At 67.2% G+C, this 17,716-nt stretch carries 20 protein-coding genes; 12 read left to right on the forward strand and 8 right to left on the reverse strand.

The features are described 5' to 3' along the window. Positions 1-191 precede the first annotated feature (191 nt). Both ACYUME_RS12045 and ampC read right to left on the reverse strand, forming a co-directional pair. Entirely contained in the window at positions 192-815 is a 624-nt protein-coding gene (locus ACYUME_RS12045) for a glutathione S-transferase family protein (RefSeq protein ID WP_279883795.1), read from the reverse strand. Positions 816-819: 4 nt separating this feature from the next. Continuing rightward, positions 820-1,953: a class C beta-lactamase gene (ampC, locus tag ACYUME_RS12050; RefSeq protein ID WP_460419011.1), complete on the reverse strand. Its 1,134-nt coding sequence runs from the start codon at positions 1,951-1,953 to the stop codon at positions 820-822. A gap of 163 nt (positions 1,954-2,116) precedes the next feature. Here ampC and ACYUME_RS12055 point away from each other — a divergent pair, with 163 nt between their 5' ends. Further along, positions 2,117-3,109, forward strand: a complete 993-nt coding sequence (locus ACYUME_RS12055) for a bile acid:sodium symporter family protein (protein WP_279883791.1) — start codon at positions 2,117-2,119, stop codon at positions 3,107-3,109. Between the two features lie 78 nt (positions 3,110-3,187). Here the strand turns inward: ACYUME_RS12055 and gspI are convergent, their stop codons facing one another. After that, complete coding sequence (gene gspI / locus ACYUME_RS12060) at positions 3,188-3,556, reverse strand: type II secretion system minor pseudopilin GspI (RefSeq protein ID WP_460419012.1); 369 nt, start codon at positions 3,554-3,556, stop codon at positions 3,188-3,190. A 147-nt stretch (positions 3,557-3,703) separates the two neighbouring features. On the opposite strand from gspI, the gene gspG reads away from it, so the two are divergent. Genes gspG through gspF form a run of 7 tightly spaced genes read left to right on the forward strand, consistent with a single transcriptional unit; the run spans position 3,704 to position 11,506 of the window. Next, entirely contained in the window at positions 3,704-4,150 is a 447-nt protein-coding gene (gspG, locus tag ACYUME_RS12065; protein WP_460419013.1) for a type II secretion system major pseudopilin GspG, read from the forward strand. Positions 4,151-4,156: 6 nt separating this feature from the next. Beyond that, positions 4,157-5,107 (forward strand): type II secretion system minor pseudopilin GspK, encoded by a 951-nt coding sequence (gene gspK / locus ACYUME_RS12070; protein WP_460419014.1) that lies wholly within the window; start codon positions 4,157-4,159, stop codon positions 5,105-5,107. Next, positions 5,104-6,024, forward strand: coding sequence for a GspL/Epsl periplasmic domain-containing protein (locus ACYUME_RS12075; RefSeq protein ID WP_460419015.1), 921 nt, complete (start codon positions 5,104-5,106; stop codon positions 6,022-6,024). Before gspK ends, ACYUME_RS12075 begins: the two co-directional genes overlap by 4 nt. Beyond that, entirely contained in the window at positions 6,014-6,523 is a 510-nt protein-coding gene (gene gspM, locus ACYUME_RS12080) for a type II secretion system protein GspM (RefSeq protein WP_460419016.1), read from the forward strand. Before ACYUME_RS12075 ends, gspM begins: the two co-directional genes overlap by 11 nt. Continuing rightward, a complete protein-coding gene (gene gspD / locus ACYUME_RS12085; protein WP_460419017.1) occupies positions 6,520-8,886 on the forward strand; it encodes a type II secretion system secretin GspD in 2,367 nt (788 codons plus the stop codon). Before gspM ends, gspD begins: the two co-directional genes overlap by 4 nt. Continuing rightward, entirely contained in the window at positions 8,883-10,304 is a 1,422-nt protein-coding gene (gene gspE, locus ACYUME_RS12090; protein WP_460419019.1) for a type II secretion system ATPase GspE, read from the forward strand. Before gspD ends, gspE begins: the two co-directional genes overlap by 4 nt. Continuing rightward, a complete protein-coding gene (gspF, locus tag ACYUME_RS12095; protein ID WP_460419020.1) occupies positions 10,304-11,506 on the forward strand; it encodes a type II secretion system inner membrane protein GspF in 1,203 nt (400 codons plus the stop codon). The genes gspE and gspF overlap by 1 nt, the downstream gene beginning before the upstream one ends. Here gspF and ACYUME_RS12100 read toward each other — a convergent pair. Next, positions 11,487-12,413 carry a LysR family transcriptional regulator gene (locus tag ACYUME_RS12100; protein WP_460419022.1) on the reverse strand — a complete coding sequence of 309 codons (927 nt, stop codon included), beginning with the start codon at positions 12,411-12,413 and terminating at the stop codon, positions 11,487-11,489. The genes gspF and ACYUME_RS12100 overlap by 20 nt on opposite strands. 85 nt (positions 12,414-12,498) lie before the next feature. Between ACYUME_RS12100 and ACYUME_RS12105 the strand changes: the two genes are divergently transcribed. Together ACYUME_RS12105 and ACYUME_RS12110 are read left to right on the forward strand one after the other, a co-directional pair. After that, positions 12,499-12,804 (forward strand): putative quinol monooxygenase, encoded by a 306-nt coding sequence (locus ACYUME_RS12105; protein ID WP_460419024.1) that lies wholly within the window; start codon positions 12,499-12,501, stop codon positions 12,802-12,804. A gap of 13 nt (positions 12,805-12,817) precedes the next feature. Continuing rightward, complete coding sequence (locus tag ACYUME_RS12110) at positions 12,818-13,675, forward strand: type 1 glutamine amidotransferase domain-containing protein (RefSeq protein ID WP_460419026.1); 858 nt, start codon at positions 12,818-12,820, stop codon at positions 13,673-13,675. Positions 13,676-13,697: 22 nt separating this feature from the next. On the opposite strand, the gene ACYUME_RS12115 is transcribed toward ACYUME_RS12110, so the two are convergent. The 3 genes from ACYUME_RS12115 to ACYUME_RS12125 form a co-directional block, all read right to left on the reverse strand. Further along, positions 13,698-13,895 carry a hypothetical protein gene (locus ACYUME_RS12115; RefSeq protein ID WP_279883768.1) on the reverse strand — a complete coding sequence of 66 codons (198 nt, stop codon included), beginning with the start codon at positions 13,893-13,895 and terminating at the stop codon, positions 13,698-13,700. Then, positions 13,885-14,445, reverse strand: coding sequence for a hypothetical protein (locus tag ACYUME_RS12120; RefSeq protein WP_460419028.1), 561 nt, complete (start codon positions 14,443-14,445; stop codon positions 13,885-13,887). Before ACYUME_RS12120 ends, ACYUME_RS12115 begins: the two co-directional genes overlap by 11 nt. A 147-nt stretch (positions 14,446-14,592) precedes the next feature. Continuing rightward, on the reverse strand, positions 14,593-15,081 hold the full coding sequence (locus tag ACYUME_RS12125; protein ID WP_460419030.1) for a signal peptidase II: 489 nt from the start codon (positions 15,079-15,081) through the stop codon (positions 14,593-14,595). 196 nt (positions 15,082-15,277) lie between these two features. Between ACYUME_RS12125 and ACYUME_RS12130 the strand changes: the two genes are divergently transcribed. After that, the gene (locus ACYUME_RS12130; RefSeq protein ID WP_460419032.1) at positions 15,278-16,327 is read left to right on the forward strand and encodes a class I SAM-dependent methyltransferase; all 1,050 of its coding nucleotides are present in this window, start codon (positions 15,278-15,280) and stop codon (positions 16,325-16,327) included. 89 nt (positions 16,328-16,416) lie between these two features. Here the strand turns inward: ACYUME_RS12130 and ACYUME_RS12135 are convergent, their stop codons facing one another. After that, a complete protein-coding gene (locus ACYUME_RS12135; RefSeq protein ID WP_460419344.1) occupies positions 16,417-16,650 on the reverse strand; it encodes a hypothetical protein in 234 nt (77 codons plus the stop codon). Positions 16,651-17,063: 413 nt separating this feature from the next. Here ACYUME_RS12135 and ACYUME_RS12140 point away from each other — a divergent pair, with 413 nt between their 5' ends. After that, on the forward strand, positions 17,064-17,696 hold the full coding sequence (locus ACYUME_RS12140; protein WP_279883758.1) for a LysE family translocator: 633 nt from the start codon (positions 17,064-17,066) through the stop codon (positions 17,694-17,696). Positions 17,697-17,716: the final 20 nt, after the last annotated feature.

Consider the following 17,716-nt stretch of genomic DNA (forward strand, 5'->3'; position numbering starts at 1 on the left):
ACGCTGCCTTCTGGGCAGTTTCCCTCTCCACGGACGGCCTGCGTTACCGCGCAGACCGTCTGGAACACCCTTGCCACCGCTCCCGATCAGGGAGACGGCCTCATCATGCACAAGGCTTGGGAAAGGCGTCAATACATTTGTAGTGAAAATTTTTAAGCACTACATCTTGTCCGACAATCCTGCTTCAACTGTCAGGCGGTTCCATTGTCGCCGTGCTCCAGGAAGCCTGGACGCAGGCGCAGACGCGCATGGTAGGCCGCCAGGGCCGGTAGCACCGGGTGCTCCAGCGGCGTGCGATACCAGCGGTTGAGCGACAGGCCGATGGCGACGTCGGCCAGGCTGAAGGTATCGCCGGCCACATAGGCACCGGTGGCCTGCAGGCGCTGTTCGAGCAGGCGCATCTTCGCCGCCCACTGGGCGCTGGTGCTGGCCAGCAGGGCCGAGTCCTGATGGGCTGGCGAGCGGCGCACCAGGGACATGAATGGGTAGCGCCAGGCGTCGTTCAGATCGGTCGCCTGCCAGTCCAGCCATTGGTCCACCGCCGCCCGGGCACGGGGCGCGCTGGGGTAGAGGTGCGCGCCGCCGTGCTGGTTGGCCAGGTAGCGCAGGATGGTATTGGACTCCCAGAGCACGAAATCTCCCTCGACGATCACCGGCACCATGGCGTTGGGGTTCAGCGCCAGGAACTGCGGCGAGTCGGTGGGCTGAAAGCCGCTGCCCCAGTCTTCACGCTGGAACGGCAGGTTCAATTCGACGCAGGTCCACAGCACCTTGCGCACGTTGATCGACGAGGCCTTGCCCAGGATCTTCAGCATGCCGTCACTCCAGGCTCGAGAGAATGCGTTGCGCGGCGCGCACGCGTTCTTCGTTGGGATAGTTGCGGTTGGCCAAAAGCACGATGCCCATGCCTTTGGACGGCACGAACGCGACGTAGGCGCCGAAACCACTGGTGGCGCCGGTCTTGTTGTACCAGGCGGCGGACTCGGCCGGCAGGGCTGGGGTCAGTGCTTGGGTGGCCTGGGCTTCGCGGATCATCTTCGCGCCGTTGTTGACCAGCAGGGTGTCGAGCGCGACCGGGTAGGGGTAGCGCTCCCAGCCCAGGCCCTGAATCATGGCGCCAACCTGGAAGAAGCCTGTGTGAGTGATGGCGATGGCCTGGCGCAAGGCCGGGTCGAGTTCGGCGGGCTGCAGTTGCAGTTGCACGTAGCGCAGCAGGTCGCTGGCGCTGGTCTTGATGCCGTAGGCCTGGTCGGCGTAAGGGCCGGGGCTGACGCGTATCGGTCGGTCCTGGGCGTCGTAGCCTTGGGCATAGAGGCCACGGGCGTTGGCCGGTACTTCCAGGTAGGTGTGCTTCAGGCCCAGGCGAGGCAACAGGTTCTGGGTCATCAGCTCGCTGAACGGACGCTGCTGCGCACGGGCGGCCAGGTCACCGAACAGCCCCAGGCTCGGGTTCGAGTAGCAGCGCTGGGTACCGTGTTCGGCGCGGCGCTGCCAGTGCTGGAACCAGGCCAGGGTCTGCTCGGGTGTCTGCACCTCGTCGGGGAACTGCAGCGGCAGGCAGTCGCCGCTGTAGGCCCCCAGTTCCAGCACGCTGGCGCTGCCGATCGGCGCCTTGGCCAGGGCGGGCTGGTAGCGGCTGGCGGGGGCCATGAGGTCGAGCTTGCCTTCGGCGCTGGCCAAGGCGGCGAGGGTGGCGGTGTAGGTCTTGCTCACCGAGCCGACCTCGAACAGCGTGTCGCGGCTCACGGCCTGCTTGCTGGCCTTGTCGGCCAAGCCATAGCTGAAGTAGTGCGACTGGCCGTTGGCATACACCGCCACGGCCATGCCGGCGATGCCCTGTTCGCGCATCAACGGCTGGATCACGCCATCGACGGTGCTTTGCAGCGTATCGGCCAGCAGTGGCGGTGCGGCCATTGCCAGCACGGTGGCCAGCAGCAGGTGGGGGCGTTTCATGATGGGCGTTCCTTGTCGTGAATCAATGGGAAGGGCGAGGCAGGGGGCGTCGGGCGATGACCCTGGTGTCCGTTGCGCGACACTGGCAGGGGTTCCGGCGTTAGCGGTTCGCAGGCCGAGACCTTATCGTCCTGGCTTGCACAAAGACAAGACGGGACCTGTCATGAAGTACCTGCGCATGCTGTTCGACAATTTCACCCTGGCCTTGCTCGGGGTGGTGTTCATCGCCACCGTGCTGCCCTGCTCCGGCGAGGGGGCGGTGCTGTTCGGCTGGTTGACCAACCTGGCCATCGGCCTGCTGTTCTTCCTGCATGGCGCCAAGCTGTCGCGCGAGGCGATCATCGCCGGCGCCGGCCACTGGCGCCTGCATCTGTTGGTGTTTTCCTGCACCTTCGTGCTGTTCCCGTTGCTGGGGCTGGCGTTCAAGCCGCTGTTCGTGCCCCTGGTCGGCAACGAATTGTACCTGGGCGTGCTTTACCTGTGCGCCTTGCCGGCCACGGTGCAATCGGCCATCGCTTTCACCTCGCTGGCCCGTGGCAACGTCCCGGCGGCCATCTGCAGCGCGGCGGCCTCGAGCCTGCTGGGGATCTTCCTCACGCCATTGCTGGTAGTGATGTTGCTCGGGGCGTCCGCAGACACCGGGTCCGGCCTGGATGCGGTGCTCAAGATTACCTTGCAGCTGCTGGTGCCGTTCGTTGCCGGGCAGATTGCCCGGCGCTGGATCGGCGCCTGGGTCAAGCGCAATGCGCGCTGGCTGAAGGTGGTGGACCAGGGCTCGATCCTGCTGGTGGTGTACACCGCGTTCAGCGAGGCGGTGGTCACCGGCTTGTGGCACACGGTCTCGCCGCAGCACCTGGCCGGGCTGTTCGCGGTGTGCGCGATCCTGCTGGCGGTGGTGTTGCTGGGCACCCGCCTGCTGGGTCGGGTGCTCGGTTTCAGTGTCGAGGACCGCATCACGATCCTGTTCGCCGGCTCCAAGAAAAGCCTGGCCACCGGTGTGCCAATGGCACAGGTGTTGTTCGTCGGTGGCGGCATCGGCGCGATGATCCTGCCATTGATGCTGTTCCACCAGATCCAGCTGATGGTGTGCGCGGTGCTGGCGCAGCGCTATGCCGCGCGGAGCGAGGAGGGCGAGCGGGCCTCGCTGGCATCCTGAATTCAGGGCGTTCGGCGCAAGCGTCTGGCGAGTCCATCGCAGGGCAAGCCCGCTCCCACAGAGACGTGCAGAGCGGGGTCATGGCGGATGCGCGCCGAGCAGCGTCTGCAACCGCGCCAACGCCGGCCCTGCGTGCTGGCGATCGAACACCAGCAGCGACACCTCCAGCATCCCTCCCGGCGAGCGGGTCACCCGCTGCTCGCAGCGCAGGCGCAAGTGCCCCTGGTCGCACTCGAACTGCCGCACGCCCGGCCTGGCGCCGCCCTCGAGTCGTAGCTCGCAGAGCCGTCCCTGGGCCGCCAGCAAGGCCAGCCCTTTGTCGCGCAACAGCCCGTTGCCCTGGGTCATCAAGCCGCTGGCCCGCACGGCGGCGGCCATGGCCACGGCGACGATGGTCAGCGCGACCAGCACTTCGATCAGGGTGAAGCCATCTTCGGTGGCGCGCACGGCGCTCCCTCCGCCCAGGGCAAAGCGGCACTGTAGAGCGGTGCGATGACGGTTTGACGACGGCCACTCCCGAGCTTTTTCAATATCCGTGACATACCGGCTTGCAACAATCGGCCCCCGATTCGAACTCAAGCAAGGAATGCCGAGATGCAGATCGCCCGTCGCAGCGCCACAGGTCGCCGTTGCCGCCAGCAAGGCTTCACCCTGATCGAGATCATGGTGGTGGTGGTGATCCTCGGGATCCTCGCGGCGATGGTCGTGCCCAAGGTGCTCGATCGTCCCGACCAGGCCCGCGCCACCGCGGCGCGCCAGGACATTGCCGGGTTGATGCAGGCGCTCAAGCTCTACCGGCTGGACAATGGTGGCTACCCGAGCCAGAACCAGGGCCTCAAGGTCCTGGTGGAAAAACCGGCCCAGGCCAAGGAAGGTCAATGGCGTGCCTATCTCGATCGCCTGCCCAACGACCCCTGGGGCCGCCCGTACCAGTATCTGAACCCGGGCGCCAACGGCGAGATCGACGTGTTCTCCCTGGGAGCCGACGGCCAGGCCGGTGGCGAAGGGGTAAACAGCGATATCGGCTCGTGGCAGTTGTGACCGGCCATGGCGCGCCAGGAGGGCATGGCGGTGATCAGCGCCTTGCTGATCGCGGCGGTGGTGGCGGTGATCGCCGCTGGCATGATCGAGCGTCAGGGGGTGCTTACCCGTGAGGTGGAGAACCGCCAGTTGGCGCTGCAAGGGCAATGGGCGTTGGAGGGCGGCGTGCAGCTCAGCCGTCAGCTGCTGCTTGACCAGCGCCGGCGCGACCCGCTGGTGCGCAATGGACAACCCTGGGCCCGGCCAATCCTGGACGTGCCCTTGGGTGGCGTGCGGTTCGACGGGCAGTTGGAGGATGAACAGGGCAAGTTCAACCTGCGCAATCTGGTGGTCGATGGCCAGGTCGATGCCGAGGCGCTGGCGACGTTTCAGCGCCTGTGCCGGCTGATCGACATCGAAGAGCGCCTGGTCACGGCCATTGTCGGGCGGGTGCTCGACAGCTATCCGCAACGCCCGCCCGTAACCGAGGCTGGCGCCGCCCGGGGGTTCGACAGCGGGCGGCTGACCTCGCCGGCCAGCGCTGCCGCGCCGCGACCGGCCAAGCGCCCAATGCTGCGCGACCTGGACGCCTTTGCCGCGCTCGAGGGCATGGACGCCAAGACCCTACGGCGCCTGCGGCGCTTCGTCACCGTGTTGCCAGCGCTCACCTGGATCAATGGCAACACCGCCAGTGCCGAGGTCCTCGCCGCTCAGGTACCGGGTTTGTCATTGCCGCAGGCCGTGGCATTGGTGGGCGAGCGCGATGGTGGGCGCTGGTTCATCAACCGGGGTGATTTCGTCAATCGCCTGCGCATGCCGCAACTGGCCATGAGCGATGTGCGGGTCGGGATCAACAGCGACTGGTTCCGCCTGCACGGCCAGGCCCGCCAGGGCGCGCGCCTGTTGTCCATGCAGGCGCTGCTGCGCCTGCGCGAGGGGCAGTTGGCGGATGTCATCTGGACAAGGGGGGGCGCATGAGCACGACGCTGGAGATCCAACTGCCACCGCTGGCCGCGTTGCAGGCGGCCTCGGTCCTCGACTACCGTCACGGCGCACGCCATGGCCAGGCCACGCGCGCGCAGCTGGCCGCCGAGGCCGGGGGGGCGACCTGGCGCCTGCACCTGCACGAAGACGACAGCCTGGTCGTGGCCATCGCGTTGCCGCCGTTGACCGGCAAACGCCTGGAGGCCGCCGTGCGCTGCGCGGTGCAGGGGCTGCTGCTGGGGGATCCGGGGCAGGTGCATGTCGCCCACGGTACCCGGCAGAGCGATGGTCGGGTCGCGGTGGCCTGGCTCGGCCAGGATGAACTGACACGGCTGCGAGCCTGGCTGCTGGCCGACAGGATCCGTCTGGGCGGGTTGTTCGCGCAACCGCTCGATACCCTGTCGCCGCCAGACCTCGGCGGTGGCCTGCAAGGGCCGGCGAAGCGCCTTGACGTGACGCGCACGGTGGCGATCTGGGGCGCGGCGGCGTTGGTCTGGTGCCTGGGCTTGAATCTCTATGCCGCGCACCTGGCCAGTGAAGGCGAAGGGCTGCGCATGCGCATGGTGGCCCAGGTACGCCAAGCCTTCCCGCAGCTGCCGGTGGTGCTCAACCCATTGCAGCAGGCCCGCCAGCAGTTGCAGGGCGCATCAGGCGCCGCGGTGACTGGGGTGGACGCGTTGCTCGAGGGGGCCGGCCGGGCGATGCCCTTTCTGGCCGGCAATGTCGCGGCGATCGCCTATGAGGATGGCGTGCTGAGCCTGACGCCAATGAGCGAACGTAGCAAGGCCTCCACCGACAGCGCCTGGCAGGCCGATCTTGCCGCACGCGGCATCGACGTCAAGGCCAGTGGGCAGGGCTGGCGCTTGCGTGCGTCCAGTGCGACGAACGAGGAACTGGCTCATGTCGATTAGGGCTCGCCTGGGCGCGGCCCGGCAACGTTGGCAAGCCCTGGCTGCGCGTGAGCGACGAGCGATAGGCGTGGCTGCGGCCCTGCTCGTGGTGCTGTTCGGCTGGCAGGTCCTGATTGCGCCGGCCCTGGCCAGGATCGAGCACTGGCAAGCCGAAACCCCCAGGTTGCGCAGCCAGGCGCAGGCTCTCGATACGCTGCTGGCTGCGCGCCTGGCGACGCGGCCCGGCGATCTCGACGAGGCGTTGCGGCGCAGCCTGGACGACGCCGGCCTGCAGGCTCAGTCGCGGCTTGCCGGCGATGGCCAGGGGTGGCGGTTGGACTGGCGCCAGGCCCCGGCTGAAGCCGCCATGGCGTGGCTGCAGCACGTGCCGTCCCGCCTGGGGTTGAGCATCGGCCAGTTCGACCTGCGCCGGGACCCGGACGCCGACGCCGGCCACCCCGTGACGTTTTCCGGAACCCTTCGCATGGATCAGGCGCCTGGCGCTAAGGACCCTTCATGACCTGCCTTCCTTCACGGCTGCTGCCGTTCGCGCCTTTGGCGCTGGCCCTGGCGCTTGGCGCCTGTGCCCATCCGCCAGCCTCGACCAGCCCCCTGGCCAGCAGCGAGCTGGGCCGCCCATTGGCGCCGGCCCCGGCCATGCTGGCCGCGCCGACGCATCCTGCCCAGGCGGGCGCTGATGCGCGCCCGGCACCCCGCCAGCTACCGCCGCGGGTCGGGCAGCGTCACAGCCGCGGCGTGCAGGTCCCGGCGCCGAGCAATCCGCTGGGCGAACAGCCGGTGCAACTGAACTTCGTCGATGCCGACATCCAGGCGGTGGTGCGTGGCCTGTCCCGCGCCACCGGGCGGCAGTTCCTGGTCGATCCCAGGGTCAAGGGCCAGCTGACCCTGGTCTCCGAAGGCGAAATCCCCGCGAGCAAGGCCTACGCCATGCTGCTGTCGGCGCTGCGCATGCAAGGCTTCAGCGTGGTCGATGTCGGCGGAGTGGCCCAGGTGGTGCCCCAGGCCGATGCCAAGCTGCTTGGCGGCGCGCTGGTGAGCGGCGACCGTGACGCCGGCAACGGCATGGTCACCCGCACCTTCCGCCTGCAGTACGAGAACGCGGTCAACCTGATCCCGGTGCTGCGCCCGATCGTCTCGCCGGACAACCCGATCAATGCCTATCCGGGCAACAACACGATCGTCGTCACCGACTACGCCGAGAACCTCGAGCGGGTAGCGCAGATTCTTGACCGGGTCGATATCCCCAGCGCCATCGACACCGATGTGGTGGCGGTCCAGAACGGCATCGCCAGCGATATCGCCAGCATGGTCAACGAGCTGCTCGACAGCCAGGGTAGCGACCCGACGCAGAAAATCAGCGTGCTTGGCGATCCGCGTTCGAACAGCGTGGTGATTCGCTCCGGCAGCCCCGAGCGCACCCAGCTCGCCCGCGACCTCATCTACAAGCTCGACAACGCCCAGAACAGTGGCGGCAACCTGCATGTGGTGTACCTGCGCAACGCCCAGGCCGACAAGCTGGCACAGAGCCTGCGCGGGCTGTTGACCGGCGAGAGCGACAGCGCCGGCAGCGACGACACCCGCTCGAAACTCAGCGGTGGTGGCATGCTCGCCAGCGGCAGTGGCACCGGCGCTAACACCGCCGGCCAAACGAACACCCAGGGCAACAACAGCACTGCCAATGCGAACCGAAGCAACGGCCTGGGAGCTGGCGGTACGCCCAATGGCTACGCCAGCAACCCGTCGCAGAACGACCAGGGCACGGCATTCTCCGCAGGCGGCGCGACCATCCAGGCCGACAAGACCACCAATACCTTGCTGATCTCCGCGCCCGAGCCGTTGTATCGCAGCCTGCGCGAGGTCATCGACCTGCTCGACCAGCGCCGTGCCCAGGTGGTGGTCGAGAGCCTGATCGTCGAAGTGGGGGAGGATGACGCCAACGAATTCGGTATCCAGTGGCAGGCCGGCAACCTGGGCAAGAACGGCGTGTTCGGTGGCGCCAACCTGGGAGGCAGCGGGCTGGTCAAGGGGCCGAGCAGCATCGACGTGCTACCGCCTGGGCTGTCGGTGGGGGTGGTCGATGGCACGGTGAAGATTCCGGGCATCGGCGAGGTGCTCGATCTCAAGGTGCTGGCCCGCGCGCTCAAGAGCAAGGGCGGCAGCAATGTGCTGTCGACGCCCAACCTGCTGACACTGGACAACGAGGCGGCGAGCATCTTCGTCGGCCAGACCATCCCCTTCGTCAGCGGCCAGTACGTCACCGATGGCGGTGGCAACAGCAACAACCCGTTCCAGACCATCCAGCGCGAAGAGGTGGGCCTGCGCCTGAACGTGCGCCCACAGATTTCCGAGGGCGGCACGGTCAAGCTCGATGTCTACCAGGAGGTCAGCAGCGTCGACCAGCGCGCTTCCAGCGCCGCCGGCACGGTGACCAACAAGCGCGCGATCGACACCAGCATCCTGCTCGACGACGGCCAGATCATGGTGCTGGGCGGCCTGCTGCAGGACGGCTACACCCAGAGCAACGAAGGCATCCCATGGCTGTCCGGTCTGCCAGGGGTCGGCGCGCTGTTTCGCAGCGAGCGGCGCTCCAGCACCAAGACCAACCTGATGGTGTTCCTGCGACCGTACATCGTGCGCGATGCGGCCGTCGGGCGCAGCATCACCCTCAACCGCTACGACTTCATTCGCCGTGCCCAGGGCAGCCTCAAGCCCGAGCACTCCTGGGCCTTGCCGGACATGGACATGCCGTTGCTGCCGCCGGTCGAGCAGGGCGTGCCCGGTCAGGGCCGCGTCCAGCCTGCGTTGCTGGGCACGCCTCGGGCGTCGATTCGCGCGGTGCCGATCGACGAGGCCGCCCGGTGAGTCGCCTGCCTTATGCCTGGGCCAAGGCCCAGCGCCTGGTGCTGCAGGAGGCAGGCGAGGACGGCACGGTCCTTTCGCGTTGCCCGTCGAGCCCGGCATGGGCGCTGGCCGAGGTGCGCCGGCGGCATGGCCAGGTGCGCATCGAGGCACTCGACGAGGCGCGAATGGACGCCTTGCTGGTCAGTGCCTACGCCGATACCGGTAGTGCCGCGGCGGTGGTGGGCGCGGCCGAGAACGAGGTCGATCTCGATCGCCTGCTGCAGGACATTCCGGAAGTCACCGACTTGCTCGAAGCCCAGGACGATGCCCCGGTGATCCGCATGATCAACGCCTTGCTCACCCAGGCCGCGCGTGATCAGGCCAGCGATATCCACATCGAGCCGTTCGAGGGCCATTGCCTGGTGCGCTACCGAGTGGACGGCACCCTGCGCGACGTGGTCTCGCCACGCAAGGCGCTGCATGGCGCGCTGGTGTCGCGGATCAAGATCATGGCGCAGCTGGATATCGCCGAGAAGCGCTTGCCCCAGGATGGCCGCATCGCCCTGCGCGTGGCCGGGCGGCCCATCGACATTCGCGTCTCGACGGTGCCCACCGGTCATGGCGAGCGGGTGGTGATGCGCTTGCTCGACAAGCAGGCCGGGCGCCTGCGCCTGGAGGCCCTGGGCATGGATGCGACGCTGCTGGCGCGGCTCGACCAGTTGATTCGCCAACCCCACGGCATCGTGCTGGTCACCGGGCCTACCGGCTCGGGCAAGACCACCAGCCTGTATGCTGCCCTGGCGCGGCTGGACGCCAGCGTGAGCAATATTCTCACCGTCGAGGACCCGGTGGAGTACGACCTGCCGGGGATCAGCCAGATCCAGGTCAACGCGCGCATCGACATGAGCTTCGCCGTCGCGCTGCGCGCGATCCTGCGCCAGGACCCGGACGTGATCATGATCGGCGAGATCCGCGACCTGGAGACCGCGCAGATTGCCGTGCAGGCTTCGCTGACCGGGCACCTGGTGCTGGCCACCCTGCACACAAACGACGCGGTGTCGGCAGTCAACCGCCTGGTCGACATGGGCGTCGAGCCGTTCCTGCTGGCCTCGGCGCTGCTCGGGGTGCTGGCCCAGCGCCTGGTGCGGCGCTTGTGCGCGCACTGTCGCGAACCCGACCCGGCCACGCCCGGGCAGTATCGGGCGGTGGGTTGCGCGCACTGCAACCACTGCGGCTACAGCGGCCGCACCGGCATCCACGAGCTGTTCTGCGTGGATGACGAGGTGCGCGGCCTGGTGCATCAGGGCGCCGACGAGCAAGCCCTGCGCGCCGCCGCCCGGCGCAACGGCATGCGCAGCATGCGCGAGGACGGCCAGCGCTGGGTCGACAACGGCAGTACCTGCCTCGAGGAAATCCTGCGCGTGACACGGGACGCCTGATGAACCGCTATCGCTATGAAGCCGCCGACGCCCAGGGGCGCATCGTCAATGGCCTGCTCGAAGCCGACAGCCCAGGCGCGGTGATGGCCCAGTTGCGCGCCCTGGGCCTGACCGCGCTGGAGGTCGAGGCGCAGGCGGCCGGGCAGGGCGCTGGCCTGTTCAGCCCGAAACTGTCCGATGGCGACCTGGCCTGGGCCACGCGCCAGCTGGCCAGCCTGCTGGCCGCCGGTTTGCCGCTGGAGGCGGCGCTGGGCGCGACCCTGGAGCAGGCCGAGCGCAAGCATGTCGCCCAGGTGCTGGGCGCGGTGCGTGCAGATGTGCGCAGCGGCATGCGCCTGGCCGATGCGCTGGCCGAGCGCCCGCGTGACTTTCCCGACATTTATCGGGCGCTGGTGGCGGCTGGCGAGGAGTCCGGCGACCTGGCCCAGGTGATGGAACGCCTGGCCGACTACATCGAGGACCGCAACACCCTGCGTGGCAAGATCCTCACGGCATTCATCTACCCAGGCGTGGTCGGCCTGGTGTCGGTGGGCATCGTCATCTTCCTGCTCAGCTACGTGGTGCCACAGGTGGTCAGCGCCTTTACCCAGGCACGTCAGGACCTGCCGGGGCTGACCTTGGCCATGCTCGCGGCCAGCGACTTCGTGCGCGAGTGGGGCGTGCTGTGCTTCGCGGCGCTGGCTGGAATGTTTTGGGGCTGGCGAGCCTACCTGCGCGCGCCGACGGCACGCCTGGCCTGGCATGCGCGGGTCCTGCGCTTGCCATTGTTCGGGCGCTTCGTGCTTGGCCTGAACACCGCGCGCTTCGCCTCGACCCTGGCGATCCTGGGCAGCGCCGGCGTGCCGCTGTTGCGCGCGCTGGAAGCGGCGCGCCAGACCCTGGGCAACGACCGCCTCGACCAGTGCGTCAGCGAGGCCACCGCGCGGGTGCGCGAGGGCGCCGGGCTGGCGTCGGCGCTGGCGGTGGAGAAGGTCTTTCCGCCGCTGCTCATCCACCTGATCGCCAGCGGCGAGAAGACCGGCAACCTGCCGCCGATGCTCGACCGCGCCGCCGACAGCCTGGCCAAGGACATCGAGCGCCGGGCCATGGGCATGACCGCGCTGCTCGAGCCGCTGATGATCGTGGTCATGGGCGGCGTGGTGCTGCTGATCGTCATGGCGGTGCTGATGCCGATCATCGAGATCAACCAGCTGGTGCAGTGACCTGCGCCGCCACTTCCCGGACCTGCTGGCGAAACCAGCGGCGCAGCGGGTCGGCATGGGTGCGTTCGTGCCAGATCTGCATCACCTCGACACGCGGCAGCTCCAGGGGTAAGGCATGGACGCGCAGGGCCGGGTCGCGTTCGACGGCGTCCTCGGCCAGTGAGCGCAGGCAGGTCAGCAGCAAGTCGGTGCCGTGTATCAGGCGCGTGGGGGCGATGAAGCTGGAGAGACCGGCGATTACCCGGCGTTGCTGGCCGAGGGCGCGCAAGGCGCGGTCGACCCGACCGTCGAGGTCGCCGGTGAGCGTGGTCAGCAGGTGTTCGCAGGCCAGGAAGGCTTCGAGCGTCAGGCCATCGCGCAGATGGGGATGGTCGGCGGCGGCCAGCACCACGAAGTCCTCGCCGAGCAGGCGCTGCTGATGGAAGGTGTCGGGCAGGCCGCTGTAGAAGCCGGCGATGGCCAGGTCGCAGGTGCCTTTCTCCAGCGCCTCGCGAGGCAGTTCGCCGCGGGTGTTGTGGGTGACCAGTGTCAGGTTCGGTGCCTGGCTGCGCAGGATCGGCAGTAGCCTGGGCAACAGGGTCTGCTCCAGGTAGTCGGTGCTGTACAGGTGCAACTGCGCCGGGCGGGCGAGAAAGTCCTCGCCATCGCAGCGGCTGTAGAAGTCCTGCAACTGTTCGACCAGCCTCTGCACCTGGGGCGCCAGTTCGTGGGCCCTGGGCGTTGGCGTGAGGCCGCGAGGGGCACGCACGAACAGCGGGTCGCCGAACTGGTGGCGCAGCTTGTTGAGCTTGTGGCTCAGCGCGGGCTGGCTGAGGGTCAGGCGCTCGGCGGCGCGTGAGGCATTGCGCTCTTCGTAGAGCACCTGGAACAGGTGCAGCAGGTTGAGGTCCTTGTTACTGATATTCATAAATTGAATCGTAGAAATAAGTGCTTTCGAATTATCGAATCTTAGCGTGATGGCTAGCATGGGCCAACCTGTTACGGAGACGCCCATGACCATTGCCATTTTCGCCACCATCCAACCGCGCCCCGAGCACCGTGAAGCCGTCGAGCGGGCGCTGCACCAGATGGTCGCACACACCCGCGCCGAGCCCGGCAACCTGCGCTACGACCTGTTCAGTCGCGAGGGAACAACCCTGGCCTTCGACCTGTTCGAGCTCTACGTCAACGAGGCCGCCGTCGAGGCCCACCGCAACAGCCCCCACTACCAGGCGTATCGCGCCGCCACGGGCGAATGGCTGGCCGCGCCGACTCAGGTGCGGCTCGCCCACCCGCTGGACATCGCCCCTTTCAATTGACCAGGAGATTGCCATGAACAAGATCGCTCCCGTCGCGCTGGCGCTGGCCAGCGCGCTGCTGACCGGCCATGCCGCGGCTGCCGCCAAGGGTGAAGTGCTGGTGCTGCTGTCCAGCGAGAATCAATTGCAGCTCAAGGATGGCAGGCCGTATCCCACGGGCTACTACCTCAATGAGTTCGGCGTGCCCGCCGACCAGTTGCTCAAGGCTGGCTACCAACTGGTGCTGGTGACGCCCAAGGGCAACGCGCCGAGTGTCGACGAGCGCTCGGTCGACCCGATGTATTTCGGCGGCGATGCCACTGAAATGCAGCGTATCCGCGAGCTCGTCGAAGGGCTGCCGGGCATTGGCGACACGCTGTCGGTGAAGGAGGTGCTGGCGGGCGACCTGGGTCGATTTGCCGGCATCTTCATCCCCGGTGGGCATGCGCCCCTGATCGATCTGGCCAACAACCCGGATGTCGGCACCTTGTTGCGGCACTTCCATCAGGCTGGCAAGCCCACTGCGGCTATCTGCCATGGGCCGATCACGCTGCTGTCCGCGCAGCGTGATCCTGTGGCCTATCGGGCCGCGCTGGCCCGCGGCGAAACCCCGGCGGCGAGCGACTGGAGCTACCAGGGTTACCGCATGACCATATTCTCCGACCCGGAGGAGCAGGTGTTCGAAGGCTCGCTCAAGGATCAACGGCTGCAGTTCTACCCGGCCAAGGCCATGGCGGGTGCGGGTGGGGACATGAGCTATGCCGAGGCCTGGCAGCCCCATGTGGTGGTCGATCGCGAGCTGATCACCGGGCAGAACCCGTTCTCCGATAAGGCGCTGGCCAAGGCGTTGCTGGAGCGGCTGGAGGCCCGGCGAGCGTTGCAGGGGCAGTGACGAGGGCCAGGGGCTTGCGCGATCAGGCGGCAGGCGGTTTGCGCGACGTGCGCGGGCGACCTGCGTAGGCAGAGCCCTCGACCTTGGCGAAGGCATCGATGGCGTCGTCGCTCAGGAAGCTGTCGTACTGCGCCGAGGCGCGAAAACGGGCCAGCTTCTGCTCGGCAACGGCTTTGAAATAGGCCACGTTTGCATCGAAAGTGCTGGAATCATTCATCATTTCGAGAACCCTCCTGAGTGAGCGAAGCATAGCCACGGGCCAGATCGTAAGCAAGGTCGATGCCCTTGACCTGCCGGAAGCCGTCCCGTTCGTAAGCGGCCCGAGCCTGGGGCAGGGGATTGCGGATCACCACCCACTGCAACCCCAGCATCCAGGCGTAATAGCGCACGCCACTCAGGCACAGTGGCGCGACATAGCCCTTGGTCTGCAGCTTGTCGTCGGGGTTGCGTTGCAGGTAGAGCACCATGATCTTCTCTTTGCTGGCCTGGGGCGAAGCCCAGCACATCCCGGCCAGCTGGTCACCCTGCCACAGGGCGATGTCGAGTGCGCGGGCATTGGCGGGGCGCGTCTTCCACTTCAGTACGCGCTCCCAGCCGAAGTCATAGTGATTCGGGTGCCAGGCCTCGTGTGCGGCGATGGCGCATTCATCGATCTCGGCGATGGCCAGCCGATGGGCCAGGGTGTCGTTCTGCTGCTTGATGTCCAGGGCGATCTGCCCGCGTGTGGCCTGCTTGAGTCCTGCGAGCTCGGCCAGGTTCCATTCGTCCATGTGCAGCCCTCGAATGCTGGAAAACTGAGGTGGCCTGAGGCTAACCCGGGCTGCTTTCGGATTGGGCTGTGTCGAGGGAGGGAAATTTCCTAGGCTGATCCGCAGAGGGCGCAGCCTGGCGCCCGATCTTGCTTGTCGAGGAGGCGTTCAGGCCTCATCCGGTTTCTTCAGGACGCCCAGCGCCAGTATCAGGGCCCCGGCCATGATCGCGATATCGGCGAGGTTGAACACCCCGGTATGCAGCGGCCCGAGGTTGAGAACGAGGTAGTCGACCACGTGGCCATCGCGCAACACGCGATCGATCAGGTTGGACAGGCCACCCATGGCAACGAAGTAAGCCGCGCCGGCTCTGACCGGCGTGCGCTGCCAGTGTCGCAGTGCCCAGGCCACCGCCCAGCAGCACACCACGCCCACCGCAACCACGAAGATCAGCTGCTTGAGGCCCGGTGCCAGCCCGGCACCAAGGCTGAGAAACGCGCCGGGGTTCAGGCTCAGGGCCAGATCGAGCCAGACGCTCTGGTTGCCGAAGACATAGCTGTGGCTGTTCAGGGCGACGAGGGCGATCAGTTTCACCCACTGGTCGAGGATGATGAAGGCGGCGCCCAGAATCAGGACGAGGGTACGGCTGGAGAGCATGCTGGCAATTTCCTTCGCTGCGCGCGTGCGGCCGTCCGGTATTGGCGGGGCTGTCGGCAGCGCGGCGAAGATAGCGCAGGCGGGTCTAGACTTAAAGCCTGGGCCGGTTCCACGCAACGACTCGATCATCCACCCGACCACCGCCTCCCGGGCCAGACGTCGTCGACGGTGGCCTTCTGGCAGAGGAGGGCAGGTCATGGACGAGGCACGGCTTCAGGCTTTCATGGGCAAGCTGGTCGGTGACATGGGGGCGGCGGCGACGCTGGCCAATGTCATCCTCGGGGATGAACTCGGGTTCTACCGGGCCATGGCCGACAGCCAGCCGGTCACCCCCGAGATGCTGGCCGAGCGCACTGGTTGCCAGCCCCGGCTGGTACGCGAATGGCTCAATGGCCAGGCGGCGGCGGGCTACCTGGCGCATCACGAGGGGCAGTTCACCTTGCCCCAGGAACAGGCCATGACATTGGCGCTGGAAGAGTCGCCGGCCTACATGGCCGGAGGCGCGGCGGTGGTGGCGGCGCTGTTCCATGACAAGGACAAGCTGCTGGCGGCCATGCGCGGCGATGGCGGCCTGGCATGGGGCGAGCATCATCCGTGCATGTTCAGTGGCACCGAGCGCTTCTTCAGGCCGGGCTATCGCACCTTCCTGGTGGCTGACTGGCTACCGGCGCTGGAGGGGGTGGTGGCCAAGCTGCAGGCCGGCGCCCAGGTGGCCGATGTCGGGTGCGGCCACGGCGCCTCGACGATTGTCATGGCCCAGGCGTTTCCCGCCTCGCGCTTCGTTGGCTACGACTACCACGCACCGTCCATCCTCACCGCCACCGAGCGTGCTCGCGAGGCCGGTGTGGCTGATCGGGTCAGCTTCGTGCAGGCCACGGCCAAGGACTACCCCGGCCGTGACCTTGACCTGGTGTGCTTCTTCGACTGTCTGCACGACATGGGTGACCCGGTGGGGGCGGCGCGCCATGCGTGCCAGGCGCTCAAGGACGATGGCACGGTGATGCTGGTGGAGCCGTTCGCCGAAGATACCCTCGATGCCAATATCAATCCGGTCGGGCGGCTGTTCTATGCGGCCTCGACCTTCATCTGCACGCCGAACTCACTGTCGCAGGAAGTGGGCCTGGGGTTGGGCGCCCAGGCGGGCGAGGCGCGCTTGCGGGCGGTGTTCGAAGAGGCTGGGTTCGGGCGGTTCCGGCGGGCGACCCAGACACCGTTCAACCTGATTCTGGAGGCGCGCAAGCTTTAGCCTGTGCTGGCCTCTTCGCGGGTAAACCCGCTCCCACAGCGACCGCGCTGACTTCAAACCAGGCGCTATTGCTGTGGGAACGGGTACTTTCAGGCCGAACGTATCCGTGGCTTCGCCGCCTGCTGCATTTCCACGCCGTCGAGCAAGGCCTCGACCACTGCCTTGGCGGCATCGAGCCCATGGTCGTTGCCCAGCAGCAGGTCCCGGCACGTGCCGTTTGCCAGTTCCATGGCCTTGAGGTTGGTGGCGAACGCGCCCTTGAGCAGCGTGGACAGGTGCACCAAGGCATCTTCGAGGTCGACGCCTTCGCGAACCGCGAACAATGAGGGATGACTGCATTCGCAGTTGCCGAAGCTGGATGGGGCCGTGGTGGCGCGGGTCGGGGGATCGGGTAAGGCTTTTGTCATTGTGTCGCTCCTTGATTCAATGGAGCCGCCACAAATCGCTACCAAACGAATGGTGACGGCTGTACGCAGGTTGGTAGACCGGGAATCAAGGAAACCGGCGCGCACGAAGGCGCCCTACGCACAGCCGCCATTGAACGAAACAGCGGGCACATAAAAAGCGCCAACCGAGTCGCGAAGCGGGCGCTTGTGCGCCTTGATTGATCGCGGGCTACCAAACCCGGCCGCTGGACTTACAGCAGCGCGTGAAGGTTAACGGTCCGGGGGAAGCGTTTCAAGTCGGGCACATGTGCGGATACACTTCGCCAACTACCACCACAAGGATGTGCATGATGCCCGAGACTTCCAACCTCCTGGCTTTCGCCCTGATCAGCCTGGGTATGGTCCTGACGCCCGGCCCGAACATGGTCTATCTGATCTCCCGCTCGATCTGCCAGGGCCGGGCGGCCGGGCTGATCTCCCTGGGCGGCGTGGCCCTGGGCTTCGTCTTCTATATGCTGTGCGCCGCGCTGGGCATCACCGCCCTGGTGATGGCGGTGCCGTACGCCTATGACGCCTTGCGCATCGGCGGCGCGCTGTACCTGCTGTACCTGGCCTGGCAGGCGCTCAAACCGGGTGGACGTTCGCCGTTCCAGGTCCGCGACCTGCCTGCCGACAGCCCGCGCCGGCTGTTCATGATGGGCTTTCTCACCAACTTGCTGAACCCCAAGATCGCGGTGATGTACCTGTCGCTGATGCCGCAGTTCATCGAGCCCGGCCACGGCAGCGTGCTGGCCCAGTCGCTGGTGCTGGGCAGCACGCAGATTGCCATCAGCGTCACGGTCAACGCGCTGATCGCGGTGATGGCCGGCTCCATCGCCGTTTTCCTCGCCGGGCGCCCGCTGTGGCAGCAGTTGCAGCGCTGGTTGATGGGCACGGTGCTGGCCGCGCTGGCGGTACGCATGCTCGCCGAAGGACGCCGCTGATCGTCGACGGTAATCCGATG

This window comes from Pseudomonas sp. microsymbiont 2, from assembly GCF_054788395.1.